17 protein-coding genes are annotated in these 19,299 nt (G+C 65.2%); 9 read left to right on the forward strand and 8 right to left on the reverse strand.

All coding sequences use genetic code 11. The features are described 5' to 3' along the window. Nucleotides 1-7: 7 nt before the first annotated feature. Entirely contained in the window at nucleotides 8-2,323 is a 2,316-nt protein-coding gene (locus ACYVHG_RS04120; protein ID WP_461166156.1) for a transketolase-like TK C-terminal-containing protein, read from the reverse strand. Between the two features lie 166 nt (nucleotides 2,324-2,489). Then, nucleotides 2,490-3,497, reverse strand: a complete 1,008-nt coding sequence (locus tag ACYVHG_RS04125) for a 1-aminocyclopropane-1-carboxylate deaminase (protein ID WP_461166157.1) — start codon at nucleotides 3,495-3,497, stop codon at nucleotides 2,490-2,492. A 168-nt stretch (nucleotides 3,498-3,665) separates the two neighbouring features. Between ACYVHG_RS04125 and pdxS the strand changes: the two genes are divergently transcribed. The 3 genes from pdxS (at nucleotide 3,666) to ACYVHG_RS04140 (ending at nucleotide 5,857) form a co-directional block, all read left to right on the forward strand. After that, nucleotides 3,666-4,574: a pyridoxal 5'-phosphate synthase lyase subunit PdxS gene (gene pdxS, locus ACYVHG_RS04130; RefSeq protein WP_461166158.1), complete on the forward strand. Its 909-nt coding sequence runs from the start codon at nucleotides 3,666-3,668 to the stop codon at nucleotides 4,572-4,574. Nucleotides 4,575-4,592: 18 nt separating this feature from the next. Next, entirely contained in the window at nucleotides 4,593-5,246 is a 654-nt protein-coding gene (locus ACYVHG_RS04135) for a GntR family transcriptional regulator (protein WP_461166159.1), read from the forward strand. Nucleotides 5,247-5,350: 104 nt separating this feature from the next. Then, the gene (locus ACYVHG_RS04140; protein WP_461166160.1) at nucleotides 5,351-5,857 is read left to right on the forward strand and encodes a helix-turn-helix domain-containing protein; all 507 of its coding nucleotides are present in this window, start codon (nucleotides 5,351-5,353) and stop codon (nucleotides 5,855-5,857) included. A 114-nt stretch (nucleotides 5,858-5,971) separates the two neighbouring features. Here ACYVHG_RS04140 and ACYVHG_RS04145 read toward each other — a convergent pair whose 3' ends face one another. The 4 genes from ACYVHG_RS04145 to ACYVHG_RS04160 form a co-directional block, all read right to left on the reverse strand. Then, on the reverse strand, nucleotides 5,972-6,760 hold the full coding sequence (locus tag ACYVHG_RS04145) for a DNA-formamidopyrimidine glycosylase family protein (protein WP_461166161.1): 789 nt from the start codon (nucleotides 6,758-6,760) through the stop codon (nucleotides 5,972-5,974). A 326-nt stretch (nucleotides 6,761-7,086) separates the two neighbouring features. Then, a complete protein-coding gene (locus ACYVHG_RS04150; RefSeq protein ID WP_461166915.1) occupies nucleotides 7,087-7,989 on the reverse strand; it encodes a sterol desaturase family protein in 903 nt (300 codons plus the stop codon). 388 nt (nucleotides 7,990-8,377) lie between these two features. Beyond that, nucleotides 8,378-9,334, reverse strand: a complete 957-nt coding sequence (locus ACYVHG_RS04155; RefSeq protein ID WP_461166162.1) for an electron transfer flavoprotein subunit alpha/FixB family protein — start codon at nucleotides 9,332-9,334, stop codon at nucleotides 8,378-8,380. 39 nt (nucleotides 9,335-9,373) lie between these two features. Next, the gene (locus ACYVHG_RS04160; RefSeq protein ID WP_461166163.1) at nucleotides 9,374-10,153 is read right to left on the reverse strand and encodes an electron transfer flavoprotein subunit beta/FixA family protein; all 780 of its coding nucleotides are present in this window, start codon (nucleotides 10,151-10,153) and stop codon (nucleotides 9,374-9,376) included. A 206-nt stretch (nucleotides 10,154-10,359) separates the two neighbouring features. On the opposite strand from ACYVHG_RS04160, the gene ACYVHG_RS04165 reads away from it, so the two are divergent. From ACYVHG_RS04165 to ACYVHG_RS04175, 3 genes are read left to right on the forward strand one after another with little or no spacing between them, the layout of a single operon-like run. Further along, nucleotides 10,360-11,106 (forward strand): class I SAM-dependent methyltransferase, encoded by a 747-nt coding sequence (locus ACYVHG_RS04165; protein WP_461166164.1) that lies wholly within the window; start codon nucleotides 10,360-10,362, stop codon nucleotides 11,104-11,106. A gap of 20 nt (nucleotides 11,107-11,126) precedes the next feature. After that, nucleotides 11,127-12,653 (forward strand): 1,4-alpha-glucan branching protein domain-containing protein, encoded by a 1,527-nt coding sequence (locus ACYVHG_RS04170; protein WP_461166916.1) that lies wholly within the window; start codon nucleotides 11,127-11,129, stop codon nucleotides 12,651-12,653. A 1-nt stretch (nucleotide 12,654) separates the two neighbouring features. Continuing rightward, entirely contained in the window at nucleotides 12,655-13,962 is a 1,308-nt protein-coding gene (locus tag ACYVHG_RS04175; protein ID WP_461166165.1) for a glycosyltransferase family 4 protein, read from the forward strand. A gap of 54 nt (nucleotides 13,963-14,016) precedes the next feature. On the opposite strand, the gene ACYVHG_RS04180 is transcribed toward ACYVHG_RS04175, so the two are convergent. Next, the gene (locus ACYVHG_RS04180; protein WP_461166166.1) at nucleotides 14,017-14,766 is read right to left on the reverse strand and encodes an acyltransferase; all 750 of its coding nucleotides are present in this window, start codon (nucleotides 14,764-14,766) and stop codon (nucleotides 14,017-14,019) included. Between the two features lie 90 nt (nucleotides 14,767-14,856). On the opposite strand from ACYVHG_RS04180, the gene ACYVHG_RS04185 reads away from it, so the two are divergent. The 3 genes from ACYVHG_RS04185 (at nucleotide 14,857) to map (ending at nucleotide 18,081) form a co-directional block, all read left to right on the forward strand. Continuing rightward, entirely contained in the window at nucleotides 14,857-16,185 is a 1,329-nt protein-coding gene (locus ACYVHG_RS04185; RefSeq protein ID WP_461166167.1) for an outer membrane protein assembly factor BamB family protein, read from the forward strand. A gap of 142 nt (nucleotides 16,186-16,327) precedes the next feature. Then, on the forward strand, nucleotides 16,328-17,290 hold the full coding sequence (locus ACYVHG_RS04190; RefSeq protein ID WP_461166168.1) for an acyl-CoA thioesterase: 963 nt from the start codon (nucleotides 16,328-16,330) through the stop codon (nucleotides 17,288-17,290). 23 nt (nucleotides 17,291-17,313) lie between these two features. Further along, complete coding sequence (gene map / locus ACYVHG_RS04195; RefSeq protein ID WP_461166169.1) at nucleotides 17,314-18,081, forward strand: type I methionyl aminopeptidase; 768 nt, start codon at nucleotides 17,314-17,316, stop codon at nucleotides 18,079-18,081. 30 nt (nucleotides 18,082-18,111) lie between these two features. On the opposite strand, the gene ACYVHG_RS04200 is transcribed toward map, so the two are convergent. After that, the gene (locus ACYVHG_RS04200) at nucleotides 18,112-19,281 is read right to left on the reverse strand and encodes an aminotransferase class I/II-fold pyridoxal phosphate-dependent enzyme (RefSeq protein ID WP_461166170.1); all 1,170 of its coding nucleotides are present in this window, start codon (nucleotides 19,279-19,281) and stop codon (nucleotides 18,112-18,114) included. Nucleotides 19,282-19,299 lie beyond the last annotated feature (18 nt).

Raw genomic sequence — 19,299 nt, forward strand, 5'->3', positions numbered from 1 at the left:
CCTTTGGTTAGTCGACAAGATCGAGTGCCGCGCGAACGATGCTGTCGGAGTCGATCCCGTGGAAGCGATACAAGTCATCGAGTGCACCCACCTGCCCGAACCGGCTTACCCCGAGCGTGGCCGAACGCACCTGGTTGATACTCGAGAGGAATGCCAGAGTGTGGGGGTGGCCGTCAATGACCGACACCATCGGAGCTGCCCGATCTGCCGGGAATATCTGGTCAAGAATCCACGAAGGCCCATCACCGTGGCCTCGACGAGCCTGCAACGCCTCGAACAGCAGTCCCGGGCTACTCACGCAGATGACATCAGCTTCGATGCCAAGTTCACCGAGTCGATTCGCGGCTGCGAGCGTCTCCGTGATCATGGCACCGACTCCGACCAGGCTCACTGCAGGGTCGGTTGCCCGGCGGAGCATGTAGGCACCGGCGACGACCTGACGGCGACGCCGATCACGAGCGGCCGAATCTGTCGGAATCTCGGCGAGCGCCTGGTCGACGGGCCGCGTGGATAGTCTGAGGTACGCCGACGATCCGTCAGGCTTCCCCAACCGACCGATACAAGCCAGCAACGTCCACTCGACGTCAATGGCGAATGCGGGCTCGTAACTGACGCAGCCCGGCTGTTCGATCCCAATCGAAGGGGTCTTGATCGACTGATGTGCACCGCCTTCGGCGGCCAAGGTCACACCAGACGGAGTGCCTACGAGAATCGACTGCCCGCCCGCATAGATCCCGTACGACCAAGGCTCCAGCGCCCGTTCTACAAATGGATCGTACATCACACCGATCGGGAATATCGGCTGTCCCCATCGGCTCCAGGTTGCGCCGAGTTCGCCCATCAGTCCAACCAGGTTCGTCTCCGCGATTCCGAGTTCCATGTGCTGACCTGAGGGCTTCTCACGCCAGTGCATAATGGTCTCAGAATCATCATCGAACCAGTTGCGCCGCTCGTTCGGTGACCACACTCCGACCTTGTTAAGCCACCCTGCCAGATTGGTGGTCGAACTGACGTCTGGGCTGACAGTGACCACTCGCCGCGCCGCCTCCGGGGCCTGGCGGCTCAGGTCCAGAAGCACCCTCCCAAGCGCCGCCTGAGTGGTAGCGGTGCCAGAGGGACTGCGTCCGAAATCGCTCGGCACTGCGGGTGGAGAGGACTCCGGAACCGGCTCCCGGCGAAGGCGTTCTGCGGTTTCGGCGCACACACGCCCCGCAGCACTGTCTGGGTCGAATCGTGTCCAAGGGTCTGCCGGGTCCGCACCAATTTCCGATGCTAGCTGCTCGTACTGCTCGACAGTAAGCAGAGACGAGTGGTTCTGCGGATGGCCCTGGGTCGGTAATCCCCGTCCCTTAATCGTGTAGGCGATGATCGCCGTCGGCCGGCTATCATCGATCTGGGCGTACGCAGACTGAAGGGCCTCGATGTCGTGGCCGCCGAGATTTCTGATCGCGTCGAGGAGTGTGTCGTCGTCGAGACCGCTGATTAGCGTACTGATCTCCGCCGCTGTCTCGCCGTCCCCAGGCAGTCTGGTGCGGACGTCTGCGGCGCTGCACCGGAGAAGACGCTGATACTCGGGATTGGGCATATCCAATATGCGGGCACGCAGCGCCTCCCCTCCTGGCCGAGTGAACAGGGACTCGAGCAGGGTACCGAACTTGACCGTCAGCACCTGCCATCCGGCTGCCGAGAACATGGACTCAAGCCTGGCTGCCGCGATATTCGGCACCACCCGGTCGAGAGATTGCCGGTTGAGATCGATGATCCAGACGATCTCACCCAATTCCGCCACCGACGTGTCAACGACCGCCTCCCAGACTGCTCCCTCGTCGAGCTCCGCGTCACCCACTAGGGAGTACTGCCGACCGGTGCCTGTGGCACCGAACTGTGTGTTGACAAATCGGCGAGCAATCGCTCCCCAAATCGGAGCCGTGGCGCCGATACCCACCGACCCGGTCGAGTAGTCCACTGGATCTGGATCCTTGATCCGACTCGGGTACGATTGCAGACCGCCGAACTCTCGCAAGGTTGTTAGATACCGCTCGTCGAGCGACCCCAAAAGGTAGTTGATGCCGTGGAGAATGGGCGAAGCGTGAGGTTTTACGGATACTCGATCTCCGGCCTTCAGTTGGCCAAACCAGAGGGAGGTCATGATCGTCGCGATCGACGCACAGGAAGCCTGGTGTCCTCCCACCTTCAGACCGGAGGTGTTTGGCCTGACCCGATTCGCGTGGTGAATCATCGAGGTTGAGAGCCAAAGAACCCGCTGCTCGATCTCAGTCAAGCAAGCGGTGGCCGGGCTCGGTCCGTCGTCGATGCCGTGCATCAGAAACTCCTTGGTCGTTGTGTGAACTGCCCGCAAAGGCAATAGTCATCGAATATCCGCTACCGGACGATTCAGACGTGATTCGGCGGGGCCGAGCCGAACGCTGAAGCACGGCCCCGCGCGCCCTTGAACTGACTAGTCGAACAGGTACTGGACCGGGTCAGGTCTAGAAGATGCCACTGTAAGCGTTCACCGCGGGCTGTCCGCCCAGGTGTGCGTACAGAACGTTCGACTCCTTCGGGATTTCGCCGGAGCTCACGAGATCGATAAGGCCGGCCATGGACTTGCCTTCATACACCGGATCGATGATGACTCCCTCAAGTCGGCCAGTGAGCTTGATCGCGTCGATCGTGGATTCAACCGGAATACCATACAGATCTCCAGCCCAGCCTTCCAACACAGTGATCTCGTCATCTCGCAATTCGCGACCCAGTCCAATCAGCGCCGCCGTATTACGAGCGATCCGCTCTACCTGGTTACGGGTCTCGGCAATCTTCGCAGAAGCGTCGATACCAATCACCCGTCGGGGACGCGACTGGCCGGCAAATCCGGCAATCATACCAGCATGGGTTGATCCGGTAACACTGCAAACAACGATCGTATCAAAGAAGATTCCGAGTTCTTCCTCTTGCTTCTGAACCTCGTATGCCCAATTTGCGAATCCGAGACCACCAAGCGGGTGGTCGGACGCACCCGCGGGAATCGCATACGGAGTGCCACCGTCGCGCTTGACGTCCTCGAGCGCATTCTGCCAGCTATCCTTGAACTCGATACCGAATCCGGACGGATCGAGGCGCACGTCGGCTCCCATGATACGGGACAACAGAATGTTTCCCACCTTATCGTTGACCGAATCCGGCCAGTCTACCCATTTCTCCTGCACGAGGACTGCTTTCATGCCGAGCTTGGCAGCAACCGCAGCGACCTGACGAGTGTGGTTCGACTGCACGCCCCCGATCGACACCAGGGTATCGGCACCCTGTTCGAGCGCCTCCGGGATCAGGTACTCCATCTTGCGGGTCTTGTTGCCGCCGAAGGCTAACCCAGCGTTGACGTCCTCTCGTTTGGCCCAGATTGAGGCCCCGCCGAGGTGGCTGGTCAACCTCTCCATCGGGTGTACCGGACTCGGGCCGAAGGTCAGCGGGTAGCGGGGGAAGCTGTCGAGTGTGGTCACTGGCAATCCTGTCGTTGAGGGGCTTCGGGTTGGGTCTTGAGCCATCTGGACGTCGCTCGATGAACCGGCGTGCAACGTGCGATATATTGCACTACACTCAGCCGGTAACGTCAACCCCCACGGTTCCCGTCGATCTCTGACGGCCTCGAGGAACGAGAGAACGCAACGATGACCACCTCCCCCGAAGTAGCGCAGTGGCACTCCGGCACCGCCCGCGTCAAGCGCGGCATGGCCGAGATGTTGAAGGGCGGCGTGATCATGGACGTGGTCACCCCCGAGCAGGCCAAGATCGCCGAGGACGCCGGCGCCGTCGCCGTCATGGCGCTGGAGCGGGTGCCCGCCGACATCCGTGCCCAGGGCGGTGTCAGCCGCATGTCCGATCCGGACATGATCGACGGCATCATCAATGCCGTCAGCATCCCGGTGATGGCCAAGGCCCGGATCGGTCACTTCGTGGAGGCGCAGATCCTGCAGGCCCTCGGTGTGGACTACATCGACGAGTCCGAGGTGCTCACCCCGGCCGACTACAGCAACCACATCGACAAGTTCGCCTTCACCGTGCCCTTCGTATGCGGCGCCACCAACCTCGGAGAGGCGCTGCGCCGGATCACCGAGGGTGCGGCGATGATCCGCAGCAAGGGTGAGGCCGGCACCGGTGACGTCTCCAACGCCACCACCCACATGCGGAAGATCCTGGGTGAGATCCGCCGCCTCACCTCACTGCCCGAGGACGAGCTGTACGTGGCTGCCAAGGAACTGCAGGCGCCGTACGACCTGGTCGTGGAGGTTGCCAAGGCGGGCAAGCTGCCTGTCACGCTGTTCACCGCGGGCGGTATCGCCACCCCCGCCGACGCGGCGATGATGATGCAGCTCGGTGCCGAGGGCGTGTTCGTCGGCTCCGGCATCTTCAAATCGGGCAACCCCGAGCAGCGGGCCAAGGCGATCGTGGCCGCGACCACCTTCTACGACGATCCGGGCAAGCTGGCCGAGGTCTCCAGGGGCCTCGGAGAGGCGATGGTGGGCATCAACGTCGACGACATCCCGCAGCCGCACCGCCTGGCAGAACGCGGCTGGTAACGGGATTAGAGTGTCACCATGCCTGTACCCGTAGAGAGCGGCAGACACGCAAGGTCATTGCTCCGCGATAGTGTGTACACCTCGCTTCGCGACGCGATCGTGGATGGCACACTTTCGCCTGGCGAGCGGCTCCGAGACACAGAACTTGAGAAGTGGCTAGGAGTGAGTAGAACGCCGATCCGCGACGCGATCGCCCGACTCGAGACTGCCGGCTTAGTCCGGACCAAGCCTGGCCGATTCACTGTCGTCTCGACAATCGAACAGAAGGCGGTCCTGGATGCGCAAAGTGTCGCGGCAACCTTGCATGCGCTCGCGATAAGGACTGCTGTCCCTCTCATGAGTGACGATGATATAGAAGCTATGCGAGCCGCGAACCGGAATTTGAGGGAGGCATTCGACTCCGGGGATCCTGACGGCGCATTGAGATACGACAGCGAATTTCATGACGTTGCGGTATCTGCTAGCCAAAACCAAGTAATTGCAGGGGTACTAGAGCAGGTAACACCTGTTCTGAGGCGACTCGAGAGGCTGAAGTTCGGATCGCTCGCCGGAAGGACTTCGATCACCCAACACCAAAACATCATTGAACTATGCATAGCGTCCGAAGCCGACAAGGCCGCAGCTGAAACAGCAAGAAACTGGGAACTTCTATCGGCTGTAGTGGATCAATAGAACACGAATCAGAGCCACGCTAGGTCCGACCATAAGCCTGAAATATTGCGCAAAGGGAGTTTTCTATGCCGGTCCCATCCAGTAACGTTTTACGGTTCCGAAGTATGGTTGGACTGCGGATACGCTCTACCCGAGAAGCGAAGGGGTTATCAGCCACTCGCCTCGCAAAGGAGGCGGGGGTCGGCGTGGCAACGATATCCGAACTCGAGAGAGGTAGGCGCACCCCCACCCTGGACACAGCTTTAGCCATCGCCACTGCACTTGATGTTTCCTCGCACACGCTGATTCCGTCCCAATTCGATCCGATCCATGAGAAAACACGGCACTCAACGACGATCGAAGACAAGGTCCTTATTGCCACATCTCGCGTGGCACTTAAGATCTCCTACATCAAGCTTTGCAACAAGCAAGTATTACACATACCAGAACGGCCCACCAGCGCCGGGCAAGTCGTTCTCGTAACCGGGGGAAATATCGAAATAACATCCGGGGCAAAATGCTCACTTTGCGCGGGGGAATCGCTGATAATTGGACCAGAATTCAACCACTACCTAGCGGCACCGAGCGGCTTCGCAGAGGCAATCCTTGTTTCATTGGAGTCTGTAGTGTAGTCTAGTAGAATTGCACACAAGCGCTTCCCGTTACAATTCGTGAATGCTTCGTCAATTCATCGTCGGAATCCTCATTTACCTCGGTACTCGATATTTCGATTTAGCGGTATCGAGTCAGGGGTGGACCGGTTGACAGCTGGGGCACCACCAGATTCTTCGCGCGACGTTCCTTCGTCCCAGCAGTCCTGCTCGAATAGAGCAACCACAGCGCAAGCAGGGCAGACCTCTTCGCCGATACACGTAGTACCTCGATGAATTGCTATCAATACCAGTCACGACCCTCGTCGCACGATCGATATTACTTTTCAGCAAGCGTGAGGCCAGATCAACCCACTGCAGCAGGTCACCGCAATCCTCTACCGGGGTGCCAGGGTGGACCCCCCTGAGGAAGCAAATCTCGTTACGATAAACATTCCCAAGACCGGACAGTTTGCTCTGGTCTAATAGCACCTCTCCGATCGGCAGAATACCGACTCGGCCGAGGTTTTCCGCAGCCTTTTGCGGATCCCATTCCACTCCTAGCGGGTCGGGTCCGATTCGCTCCTCCGAGCGAATCGCCTCAGTTCTGGATAGGATTTCCAGCGTCCCCAGTTCGAACCCTATTAGTTGACAGTCTCCCTCAGCGGTGAAAACTGCCCGAGCAGAATACTCTGGCCTCGGCCACCGATCCCCCACTTTGAGAACTATCCAAATCCCTTCCATTCTTAAGTGGCTATGTATCACATAGTTGCCCACCTCGAAGTACAGGTGTTTCCCCTTGGTTCTGACACTGCTGAAAGTTCGTCCAGTCATATCAACGGTTGCGTACCGAGGAACTCTGATATCGCTTGATATTAGCTTCCTTCCCACCATTTTGTCTCGAACGAGGTTCGCAATTTTGAATACGGTATCCCCCTCAGGCATATTCCCCTTCTTTTACCATGTGGCCTCTAGCCCTGGGGCTGGTGTCTCAAATCTCAGTCGGTGGAATCGCGTCTATTTGTGTGCTCGTTCCGTTATCTGATCCGGTACGCGACTAGATTACGTCATGCTGCGGAGCCGACCATGCTGATGCTGATCGCATATCCAACGGGCACGGATTGCGCCGACCATTAGACTCCTGCTCGTATTGCATAGGCGGTTCGGGTGCCCTGATCCAGAGACCAAAGATCGGTGAGGTACCTGTCCTGCCAGACACCCCACCGTTGACCAGTCATATTTGCTCAGCTAACCATTAACTAAATTCCGGCTCACGGATGTAGTATTTTATTGTGGCTTTGTTCACGCGCGGGTGTTGTTCTTGAAGGTGGCTGCCATCCGGGTGGCCCGAAAGTGTAACCGATCTTTTCCCGCCACCCGCGAGCATGTTTGACATCTCGCGCGATCGAGGCGTACTCGTGAAATTGAAGACGTATCAGGTTGTGTGTGTTTACCGGCTTGGTCAGACCGTATGTTGGACGCTGTTTTTCCTCGGCGTAGGTGCCAAAAATACGGTCCCAAATGATGAGGATACCGCCATAGTTCTTGTCGAGATATTCCGGGTCACTCCCGTGGTGAACCCTATGATGCGAGGGAGTGTTGAAGACGTACTCGATCGGCCTCCAGACTCTGTCAATGGACTCCGTGTGCACCCAGAACTGGCAGACGAGGTTTATCGAGAATCCGATGTAAATCATCCAGGGCGGAATTCCCATGAACGGAAGTGGTGTCCACGCGAGAGTCTCAAACCATAGGTTCCATTTTTGGCGCAATGCTGTCGTCAAGTTGAAATTCTCGCTCGAATGGTGAGCCTGATGCGCCGCCCAAGCTATGCGAATGCGGTGCGAGAAGCGGTGTACTGCGTACCACAACAGATCTATCGCAATGAAAAGCAGGATCCACGTTTTCCAGTCGGACGACGACAACTTCCACGGCACTGTTTGATATATAGCGCTGTAGCCAACCAGTGACACCGTGTGGAACACGCCCGCCACAATCAGGTATCCGACTCCCATGGAGATACTCGTTGCGGCGTCGGATGCCTGGTATCCTCGACGTTTCGGTGCACCTGACTCGGCGCGCGCTATGACACGTAGTGCGACATATTCAACGAATATGAAGACGACAAAGAATGGGATGGCAACCGCAATCGGCGGAGTGACGTACGACGCGATCGGCTCGACGGCATTTCTGAGATCCTCTAGCGAGCTGTCCAGGTACCCACCCAATGCAGCACCCTTTCTGTGGCGTCGTAGTTTCGACGTGTGTACCGTCGCCACCTGATAGGTGACGATCGGAACTCTATCAGGGTCTCGTCGCCACTGCATTGTGCAAGCTCGGTCCAGTGCCTCTTGGACACGAGAGGCTTACCCTATGCGTGACTTGCCCGCCCTACCCGACTGAACCACCCTTGAAGAAGCTGGCCACGCTTTGCGCACCGACCGCACGCCCTCGCCCGATCCTCTCGCAGCTCCTCCTGATACGACATGATCGCCGCAACTTCCCACCTGACGGTGGTGTTGCGACGATCATGTGAGCCCGCCGACCGGGGCAATGAATTCCTCAGCCCTTGCGAGCCTTCACGGCCTCGGTGAGCTGCGGCGCGACGTCGAACAGGTCGCCCACGATGCCGTAATCGGCGATCTCGAAGATCGGGGCCTCCTCGTCCTTGTTGACGGCCACGATAGTCTTCGAGGTCTGCATACCGGCACGGTGCTGGATGGCGCCCGAGATGCCCAGGGCGATGTACAGCTGCGGCGAGACCGTCTTACCGGTCTGCCCCACCTGGAACTGGCCCGGGTAGAAGCCCGAGTCGACGGCGGCACGCGAGGCACCGACGGCGGCACCGAGCGAATCGGCGAGCTCCTCGACCACCGAGAACTTCTCGGCCGAGCCCACGCCGCGGCCACCAGAGACGACGATCGACGCCTCGGTGAGCTCCGGACGGCTACCACCCTCGATCGGCTGCCGCGAGGTGACCTTGACCGCGTTCTCGGCCTCGGCCGGAACCGCGACATCGGTGATCTCACCGGCGCCGGCGACACCGTCGGCCTCGACGGCGCCCGGACGCAGCGAGGCGACCGGGGTGTCGCCACCGGCGGTGACCTCGACGGTGAACGCGCCACCGAAGATCGAGTGGGTGGCGGCGCCACCGGGACCGACAGCGATCGCATCCGCGACCAGGCCGGAGCCCAGGCGAGCGGCGAGCCGGCCGGCCACCTCCTTGCCCTCGAACGTGGCGGCGGTCAGGACCGCGGCGGCACCCTGGCTCTCGACCAGCTCGGCGAGCACGCCGACCTTCGGGGTCACCAGGTAGTTGTCGACCTCGGCCGACTCCGCGCGGTAGATCTTCGCGGCACCGGCGGCCTTGAGATCCTCGGCGATCGCGTCGGTGGTGCCGGGCGCGGCGACCACGACGGCGGCCGGCTCACCGAGCGCCTTGGCCGCGGTCAGCAGCTCTGCGGTGACCTTCTTCAGCTTCCCGTCGACCTGCTCGACGAGGACGAGTACGTCTGCCATAACGGCTTCTCTCCTTCTAAGTGTGGGTCGAGGGTGGTCTTAGATGATCTTCTGACCGACGAGGAACTGGGCCACCTTGGTGCCGCCGTCGCCCTCGTCCACGACCTTCTCGCCCGCTTCCTTGGCCGGCTTCGGAGTCACGCTCGAGACCGAGGTGCCGGCGTTCGCGCCGCCGACCTCGTCGAGCTCCACGCCGATCTCCGCCAGGGAGAGCACGGAGATCTCCTTCTTCTTGGCGGCCATGATGCCCTTGAAGGACGGGAAGCGCGGCTCGTTGATCTTCTCGTTCACCGACACGATGGCCGGGAGGGAGGCCTCGAGCGCGAAGATGCCCTCGTCGGTCTCGCGCTCGCCGGAGATCGAGTCGCCGTCGATGGTCAGCTTGCGCATGTGCGTGAGCTGGGGCAGTCCCAGGTACTCGGCCAGGATCGCCGGGACGGCGCCGACTCGACCGTCGGTGGCCTCGTTACCGGCGATGACCAGCTCGACACCCTCGACGGTGCCCAGCGCACGGGCGATGACCCACGCGGTCTGAATGGCGTCCGAGCCGTGCATCGCATCGTCCTGGACGTGGACGGCCTTGTCGGCGCCCATCGACAGCGCCTTGCGGATCGCGTCCGTCGCGCTCGCCGGGCCGACGGTCAGGACCGTGACCTCGCCACCGTTGGCCTCCTTGATCTGGAGCGCCTGCTCGACCGCACGCTCGTTGATCTCCTCGAGCCACGGGTCGATCGACCTATCGACCGTGAAGTCATCGGACAGCTTGCGCTCGGACCCGGGATCGGGAGCCTGCTTGATCAGTACGACTACGTTCGTCATTGGTCTTCGTCGACCTCCTGCGTCATCGGATACTCGTAGGGCACATTCTCACACTGCCGTTGCGAGCGGGAAGACACCTCCCCGTCGCAGGCTCTGCCACGAATTTAGCACCGCCTCACGACATTGTTTAACGCCAGAGTAAGTTACCGTAGGGTAACTGTCTATGTGGGCTGGCCCACGCCATCGGGAGGACTAGGCTCGGCAGAATGTGTGACCCGCTGCCCCTGACCGGCGAGCGAACCGTTCCCGGGATTCCCGAGGAGAACTACTGGTTCCGCCGGCACGAGATCGCCTACCTGGCGATCGAAGACCGCTACCCCGGGCGCGCCGTCCTCGAAGCCGGCAGCGGCGAGGGCTACGGTGCCGCGATGCTGGCCGCGGCCGGCGCCCGCGTGACTGCCCTGGACTACGACGAATCGGCCGTCGCACACGTCAAAGCCGCCTACCCCGCCGTGACCATGCTGCACGGCAACCTCGACGAGCTCCCGCTCGGGGACTCCTCGATGGACGCGGTGGTGAACTTCCAGGTGATCGAGCACCTGTGGGATCAGCCGCGCTTCCTGCGCGAGGTGGCCCGGGTACTGCGCCCCGGCGGTGAACTCGCGATCTCCACCCCGAACCGGATCACCTTCTCCCCCGGCCGCGATACGCCGCTGAACCCGTTCCACACCCGCGAGTTGAACTCCGGCGAACTCACCGAATTACTGGAACAGGCCGGTCTGGAGGTCACCGAGAAGCTCGGCGTCTTCCACGGCCCCCGCCTGGCGGAGCTGGACCGGCGCTACGGCGGCAGCTTCATCGACGCACAGATCGACCGTTCCCTGGCCGGTGAGGCGTGGCCGGCGGAACTGTCCGCCGACGTCGCGGCGGTCGCGGCGCAGGACTTCGACCTGCGCGCCGACGCCCCGGACAGCCTGGATCTGTTCTTCTACGCGCGGAAGCCGCGCGAGTGAGCGCAGCGCGCGAACCCGGGATGATCGCCTTCGTCCTGCACTCGCACCTGCCCTGGCTCGCGCACCACGGCGCCTGGCCGGTGGGCGAGGAATGGCTCTACCAGTCGTGGGCGGCGTCGTACCTGCCGATGACCGAGATGCTCGACCGGCTCGCCGCGGAGGGACGCACCGATCAGCTCACCCTCGGGGTGACCCCGGTGCTGGCCGCCCAGCTCGACGATCCCTACTGCCTGGAGGCGATGCACCACTACCTCGGCAACTGGCAGTTGCGCGCCCACGAGGCCGCGTTGTCGGGCCGGCCCGGATCCGCCGAGCTCGGTGCCCGTGAGCACCGCAACGCCGCTCACGCACTGGAGTCGTTCGAGACCCGATGGCGCCACGGCGGCACCCCGGTCCTGCGCCGCCTCGCCGACGCCGGCACCGTCGAACTGCTGGGCGGTCCGCTGGCGCATCCGTTCCAGCCGCTGCTGCATCCCCGCCTGCGGGAACTGTCGCTGCGCGAAGGACTGGCCTACGGCTCGGCCCGGTTCGGTTCCCCCGCCCGGACCGGCATCTGGGCACCCGAGTGCGCCTACAAGCCCGGTATGGAGACCGGCTACCAGGCCGCCGGCGTCACCCATTTCATGGTCGACGGCCCGACCCTCGGCGGGGACACCGCACTGGCGCGGCCGGTCGGCGATTCGACGGTGCTGGCCTTCGGCCGGGACCTGCCGGTCAGCTACCGGGTGTGGTCACCGAAGTCCGGCTATCCCGGGCACGCCGCCTACCGGGACTTCTACGCGCACGACCACAGCACCGGCCTCAAGCCGAGCCGGGTCACCGGCAAATCCGTCGCCGAGGCCGACAAGGCCCCCTACGATCCGGCGCAGGCCGACGCGGCGATCGACAAGCACGTCGCGGATTTCGTGGACACCGTGGTGCGGCGGATCCGCTCCGAGAGCGACCGGATCGGCCGGGACGCACTGGTGGTGGCCGCGTTCGACACCGAATTGTTCGGACACTGGTGGTACGAGGGACCGATCTGGCTCGAACGGGTGCTGCGCGCCCTCCCCGAGGCCGGGGTCCGGGTGGGCACCCTGCGATCGGCCGCCGAGGCCGGCTACGTGGGCCGGGCCCGGGAGATCCCGGCCAGCTCGTGGGGCTCGGGCAAGGACTGGCGGGTCTGGGAAGGACCGCAGGTGGCGGAGTTCGTCGCGCTCAACGAGGAGATCTCGGCGACGGTACTGCGGGTGCTGGACAAGCGTTTCGGTGACCGCGGCCGCACCACCCGTGATCCGGTGAGCGATCAGGTGCTGCAGGAGGCCCTGATGTGCCTGCAATCGGACTGGCCGTTCATGGTGTCCAAGGACACCGCCGCCGGGTACGCGCGTGATCGCGCCTACAAGCACGCCCACGCCCTGCGCGAGATCGCCGAGGCCGCCGAACGCGGCGACGAGGCACGCGCCACCGCACTCGCGAGCGCCTGGCGCCGCGCCGACGGTCCGTTCCCCGGGCTCGATGCGCGGCGTCTCCCGGCGCCCCACCTCGATCCAGTGGGAGACTTCTGACATGCGCGTCCTTCTCGTCTCCTGGGAGTACCCGCCGGTGGTCGTCGGCGGCCTGGGCCGGCACGTGCACCACTTGGCGCTCCAACTGCGCGATCAGGGCCACGAGGTGGTGGTGCTCTCCCGCCAGCCCACCGGCACCGATCCGCGCAGCCACCCCACCAGCGACACCGTCGTCGAGGGGGTCCGGGTGATCATGGCCGCGGAGGACCCTCTGGCCCTGGACTTCGGCACCGACATGCTGCCCTGGGTGCTCTCGATGGGACACTCGATGCTGCGCGCCGGGCTGCGGCTGGCCGGGTTCAATCCCACTGCCGGCGAGGATGCACTGCACGGCGCCGGGGCGGTCGGGCGCCCGTGGGTGCCGGACGTGGTGCACGCCCACGACTGGCTGGCCGCGCACGCCGCCGTGGGGCTGGCGGAGACCTTCGACGCGCCGCTGGTGGCCACCGTCCACGCGACCGAGGCCGGCCGGCACAGCGGCTGGGTCTCCGGTCCGGTGAACCGGCAGGTGCACTCGACCGAGTGGTGGCTGGCGAACGAGGCCGATGCGGTGATCACCTGCTCGCGGTCGATGTCCGACGAGGTGAACCGCCTGTTCGGGCCGGGTCTGGCGCAGCTGCACACCATCGCCAACGGCATCGACTCCTCACTGTGGCCCTACCGCGGCCGGGCCGAGCGGGCCCCGCGCCGCAGTGCACCCAGGCTGCTCTACGTGGGACGGCTCGAATACGAGAAGGGCGTGCAGGACCTCATCGCCGCCCTGGCCCGGGTGCGCCGCACGCACCCGGGGACGACGCTCACCGTCGCCGGTCACGGCACTCAGGCCGACTGGCTGGCGGGAGTCGCCCGCGAGCACCGGGTGCTGCGCGCCGTCGAGTTCACCGGAGCCCTGGATCACGACGAGCTGGTGGCGCAGATGCACTCGGCCGATGCGCTGGTGATCCCCAGCAGGTACGAGCCCTTCGGCATCGTCGCCCTGGAGGGCGCCGCCACCGGGATCCCGGTGATCGCCACCACCGCGGGCGGCCTGGCCGACTTCATCCGCACCGACGAGACGGGGCTCTCGGTCCGGCCCGCCGACGTACCGGCTTTGACGGCGGCGATCCGCACCGTGCTCGACGATCCGGCGGCCGCGCACCGTCGGGCGGAGGCGGCGCGCACCGAGGTCGAGGAGCTCACCTGGGACGCCGTGGCGCGCGAGACCGCGCAGGTGTACCTGGCTGCGAAACGCCGGCCCCGCAATCCGCTCGGCCGCCGGGTGATCGACGAGCGGCCGCTACCGGAGCGGGATCCGACGAACCCGGTGTGATCGCCGGACCCGCACCTCCACCGCCCGGTGGCCACCGCGGCGGTTCGGCCGCGTCTACTTCGGCAGACCGCGGGCGTCGGCCTTCTTCCGCTCGATATCGGCCAGGGCGCGCTCGAGTTCGGCGCGCTCGGCGATCGACTCGTCCCACATCTGCTTGCGGTTCTTCACCACCCGGGCCGGGGATCCGACGGCGATCGAGTACGGCGGGATCTCGCCGCGGACCACCGCGTGCGCCCCCAGTACGGTGCCGTGCCCGATCAGCGTGTTCCGGGTGACGGTGACCTTCGTCCCGACCCAGGTGTCGCCGCCGATGCGCACCGGGCCCTTGACGATGCCCTGGTCCTTGATGGGGATGTTGATGTCGTCCATCTTGTGGTCGAAGTCGCAGATGTAGCACCAGTCGGCGACCAGCGAGGCCGGGCCGAACTCGATGTCGAGGTAGCAGTTGACCACGTTGTCACGCCCGAAGACGGACTTGTCACCGATCCGCAGTGAGCCCTCGTGGCAGCGGATCTTGTTCGAATCCCCGATGTGCACCCACCGGCCGATCTCCATCCGGGACAGGCCCGGGGTGGCGTGGATCTCCACGTTCTTCCCCAGGAACACCATGCCCTTGAGCACGATGTGCGGGTTCGCCAGCCGGAACTTCGCCAGGCGCAGGTACCGCACCAGGTACCAGGGGGTGTACGCCTTGTTCTTGAGCACCCAGCGCAGCGACGCGAGGGTCAGGAACCGCGCCTGCGCGTCCGCCTGGCGCGCGTGCCGCCACCGCGACCGGTACGGGGCGTTCCACATGCTCGTCATGCAGGCAACCCTATCCGGCGGTGCACCCCGGTGATCCCGGAAGGTCGCCGCGATACTCTGTGTGCCGGAATCGGACGATCGAGGAGACACATGCGGTTGCGTAGGCGCGCGCTGACACTGGGCGCGACGATGGCTGCCGCCGTGCTCCTGGTCTCCTGCTCCCCCGACGACACCTGGGTGTACGCCGACGACTCCGCCGCCTGGCCGGGCATGTACGGCGACTCGCGCAACAACTCCTACGCCGACAGGGACGCCGCATCGTCGCTGGTCCCGGCATGGGATCGGGCGCTCGCCGGGCCGAACACGGTACCGCCGGCGATCTCCAACCGCGGCACCGTCTCGGTGACCGCGCGCACCGAGACCGGCTGCTCGACGTTCAGCCTGGAACTGACGGTGGGCCGCAAGACCTACTGCCGCCGCGACGCCCCGGGCGCCGACCTACAGGCCCCCGTGGTGGACCAGTTCGAGTACACCTACCTCGGCATCCCGGGGTGGCTCTACAGCTTCAACCCGGACAACCAGGTCCGCTGGCGCTACCCCACCGCCGGTGCTCCACTGTGGATCAAACTGGCTGGTGAGAACACCGTCCTGGCAGTGACTCACCTGGGCCAGATGGTGCTGGTGGATTCCCACGACGGCGTCGCCGCGGGCGCCGCCATCGGCCTGGTGCCGAAGGTCTCCGCCGACGACAACGGCGGCGGTCTCGAGGACTGCGCGAAGAATGGTCCGCGGTGCCCGGTGTCGGGTCCACCGGCGGTGGACACCCAAGCGCAACGTGCCTTCGTGGTGGTCGCCCCGGGCGGCTCACCGTCGAAGATCATGGCCGTCGACTACGGCCGCACCGGTGGCAGCCGCCACGACCTGCGCTACGCCTGGGAGCGGACCGACATCGCCGACGGGGTGATCGGCTCCCCCGCGTTGTCGGCGGACCGCTCCCGGCTGTACGTGAACCTGCGCTCGGGCAAACTGGCCGCACTCGATGCGAAGACCGGCGCCACCGAGTGGATCCACGACCTGGGCTACCAGAGTTCGACACCGCCGTCGGTGGCGCCCGGCGGCATCGTCATCCCGGCCGCACCGGGCCTGCAGCGCAAGCCGTTCATCGCACTCAAGGACGAGGGAGACACCGTCCGGGAGACGTTCAAGCGCACCGACGTAGCCCTGGTCTCACCGGTCACGCAGATCCGCGGCGACATCGGCTACGCGGTGGTGCGGTCGTGGGCGCGGGTACAGACCCAGCTCCTGGAGTTCCGCACAGACACCGGCACCACCCTGCGCAGCTTCGACCTCCCGGACTCGGTGGCGTCCGCCTCGGGCGTCTCGATCGGCCCCGACGGTGAGCTGGTCACGGTGACCGACGACGGCACCGTCTACGCCTTCACCTCCGGCCGCCGCACCGGCGACAGCGTGGCCGAGTAACCCGCACCGATCCGCGCAGGTTACAGGCGTGTGACCGTGCCTGTTTCCTGCGCGTCTCACCCTGCGCACCACCTCCCCCCGGCCCTCCGTGCGTTCGCCGACCGTCTGAAGATGGTTCATCGACTCGCCGAAGGAGGCCTTCATGCCCATCACCGATCGCCGCATCACGCTGCGTTTCCTCGCCGCCCCGACCGATGTCGCCACGCTGGGCGGCGGTGTCCGCGGGGGCCGCATCCTGGAGTGGATCGACAAGGCCGCGTACGCCTGCGCCGCCGCATGGTCCGGCGGGTACTCGGTGACCGCGTACGTCGGCAACATCGGCTTCGGACGTGATATCGCCTCCGGTGACGTGGTCGAGGTCCGGGCCACACTGGTCCACACCGGCCGCTCCAGCATGCACATCCAGTGCGAGGTGGCCTCGGCCGATCCGAGGATCGGGACGTTCACCGTCGCCAGCTCGTGCCTGCTGGTGTTCGTCGCCGTCGACGACCGCGGCAGGCCGACTCCGGTGCGGCAGTGGGTACCGGTGCTCGCCGAGGACGTGCGCGCCGCCCGGGAGGCGGAGTCCCGCACCGAGGTGCGCAAGCGCGTCGAGGCGGCGATGAGCACCGTCGACTACGCCGAGCACACCGAGGCGCAGTGCGGGGTGACCCGGTTCCTGGCCTCACCCACCGACATCAACTGGGGCGGCAAGGCGCACGGCGGCCGGGTGATGAGCTGGATGGACGATGCCGCGTACCTGTGCGCGGCCGGATGGAGCGGCGGTGAGGCGGTGACCGTGTACGTCGACGGGGTGCGCTTCTACCGTCCGGTCCAGATCGGCCAGGTGATCGAGGTGCGCTCGCGCCTGCTGCACACCGGCCGGCAGACCATGCACATCTCGGTGCACGTGAGCGCCTGCTGGCCGCACGAGCGGGTACCGCAACCGGCGGCCGACTCGCTGCACGTGCTCGCGGCACTGGATGCCGACGGTGACGCCACCGCGGTCCGGCGGTGGGAACCCGGCCTGCCCGGTGACATCGCCATGGACGCCCACGCCCGGGAACTGATCTCGATCCGCGGCCGCCGCAGCCCGTCGGCTGCGACACGGATGGTGGCGATCTGACCGGCGGCGGTAGTTTTGACTCCATGATGGAGCTCAAGACCGCCGCCGAGATCGCGAAGATGCGCACCACCGGTGCCTTCATCGCCGAGCTGCTCGACGAGCTGACCGGTATGGCCGAGGTGGGCATGAACATGATGGAGCTCGAACACCGCGCGCGGACGATGATCGAGGAGCGCGGCGCGGTGTCCTGCTACTGGGATTACGCACCGTCGTTCGGCCGCGGCCCGTTCCGCAACGTCACCTGCCTGTCGGTCAACGACGCCTGCCTGCACGGCCTGCCGCACGAGCACGTCTTCGCCGACGGTGACCTCCTCACCGTGGACATCGCCGTCTCGATCGACGGGTGGGTCGCCGACGCCGCCCGCAGCGTCAGTGTCGGCACCCCGCGCGACGAGGACACCCGGCTGATCGAGTGCACCCGCAAGGCCCTGGACGCGGCGATCGACGAGATGCGCCCGGGTAACCGCCTCGGCACCGTCTCCTCGGTGATCGGCCGGACCGCGAAGGAGTACGGCTACCCGGTGAACACGCAGTTCGGCGGGCACGGACTGGGCCGGACCATGCACGAGGACCCGCACGTGCCGAACACGGGCAAGGCGCGCAAGGGCATGCTGCTGCGTACCGGCACCACGCTGGCCCTGGAGCCGTGGTTCTGCGCGGGCACCGATCAGATCGTGGTGGATCCGGACGGATGGACACTGCGGTCGGCCGACGGGTCCCGCGCCGCGCACAGCGAGCACACCGTCGCCGTCACCGAGGACGGCCCCGTCGTCCTGACCGCCCGGGCCTGACCGCTGGGGGCCGATCACCAGCGGCGAATCTCACCCGCGCGGACCGGAGAACACCGGGCGCAGACGGATCAGCGCCTCGTCGATCTCGTCGGTGGCGCCGGCGAAGCTGATCCGGATGGTGCGGCGCCCGTTCACCGGGTCGAAATCCAGGCCCGGAGTGATCGCCACCCCGGTCCGGTCCAGTACCCGGGCGCACCAGGCCGGCGAGTCGTCGGTGAGGTGACCGATGTCGGCGTAGGCGTAGAACGCCCCGTCGGGAGGCGCGACCTCGGTCACGCCCAGCTCGCGCAGCCCGGCCAGCACGATCTCCCGGTTGCGGGCGTACCCGGCCACGTGCTCGTCGAGTTCGGCGCGTGACTGCTCGGAGAAGGCGGCCACCGCCGCGTACTGTGCGATGGCCGGCGGGCAGATGGTCATGTTCGCGGTCAGCCGCTCCACCGGGCGACGCAGGTACTCCGGCAGCAGCATCCAGCCCAGCCGCCAACCGGTCATGGCGAAGTACTTCGACACCGAGCCCATCACCACCTGCTCACGGGAGTACTCCCAGGCGCACGCGGTGGGCCGCCCGTAACTGACACCGTGGTAGATCTCGTCGGAGATCAGCAGGGTGCCGTGTTGCTCGCACCAGCGAGCCAGGTCCGCCAGCTCCGACGGGGCCAGGATGGTGCCGGTGGGGTTCGCGGGGCTGGCCACGATCAGCCCCTTCGGCGGCGCATCGAGTTGTTCGAGCATCTGCACCGTCGGCTGATAGCGGGTCTGCGGCCCGCAGTCGAGTTCGACCACCCGGCAGCCCAGCGCCGCCAGCGTGTTGCGGTACGCGGGATACCCGGGCCGCGCCATGACGACGGTGTCCCCGGCGTCGAAGGCGGCGAGGAAGATCAGGGTGAACGCACCGGACGATCCGGTGGTCACCGCGACGGCCTCGGCCGGCACGTCGAGACCGTAACCACTGCGGTAGTGCTCGGCGATCGTCTCCCGTAGCTCGGCGATCCCCATCGCCTCCGTGTACCCCAGCGGCCCGGCGTCCAAAGCCGCTCGGGCAGCTGCCAATACGGGCCGGGGAGCGCCTGCGCTGGGCTGGCCCGCGGCCAGCGAGATCACGTCACCGTGGGTCCGGCGGCGGCGCGCTGCGGCGGCCAGCACGTCCATGACGTGGAACATCTCGACATCACAGCGGAGCGACGGATCCATACCGCTCATGGTCGCACGGCACCTCCG

Source organism: Tsukamurella serpentis (assembly GCF_054780975.1).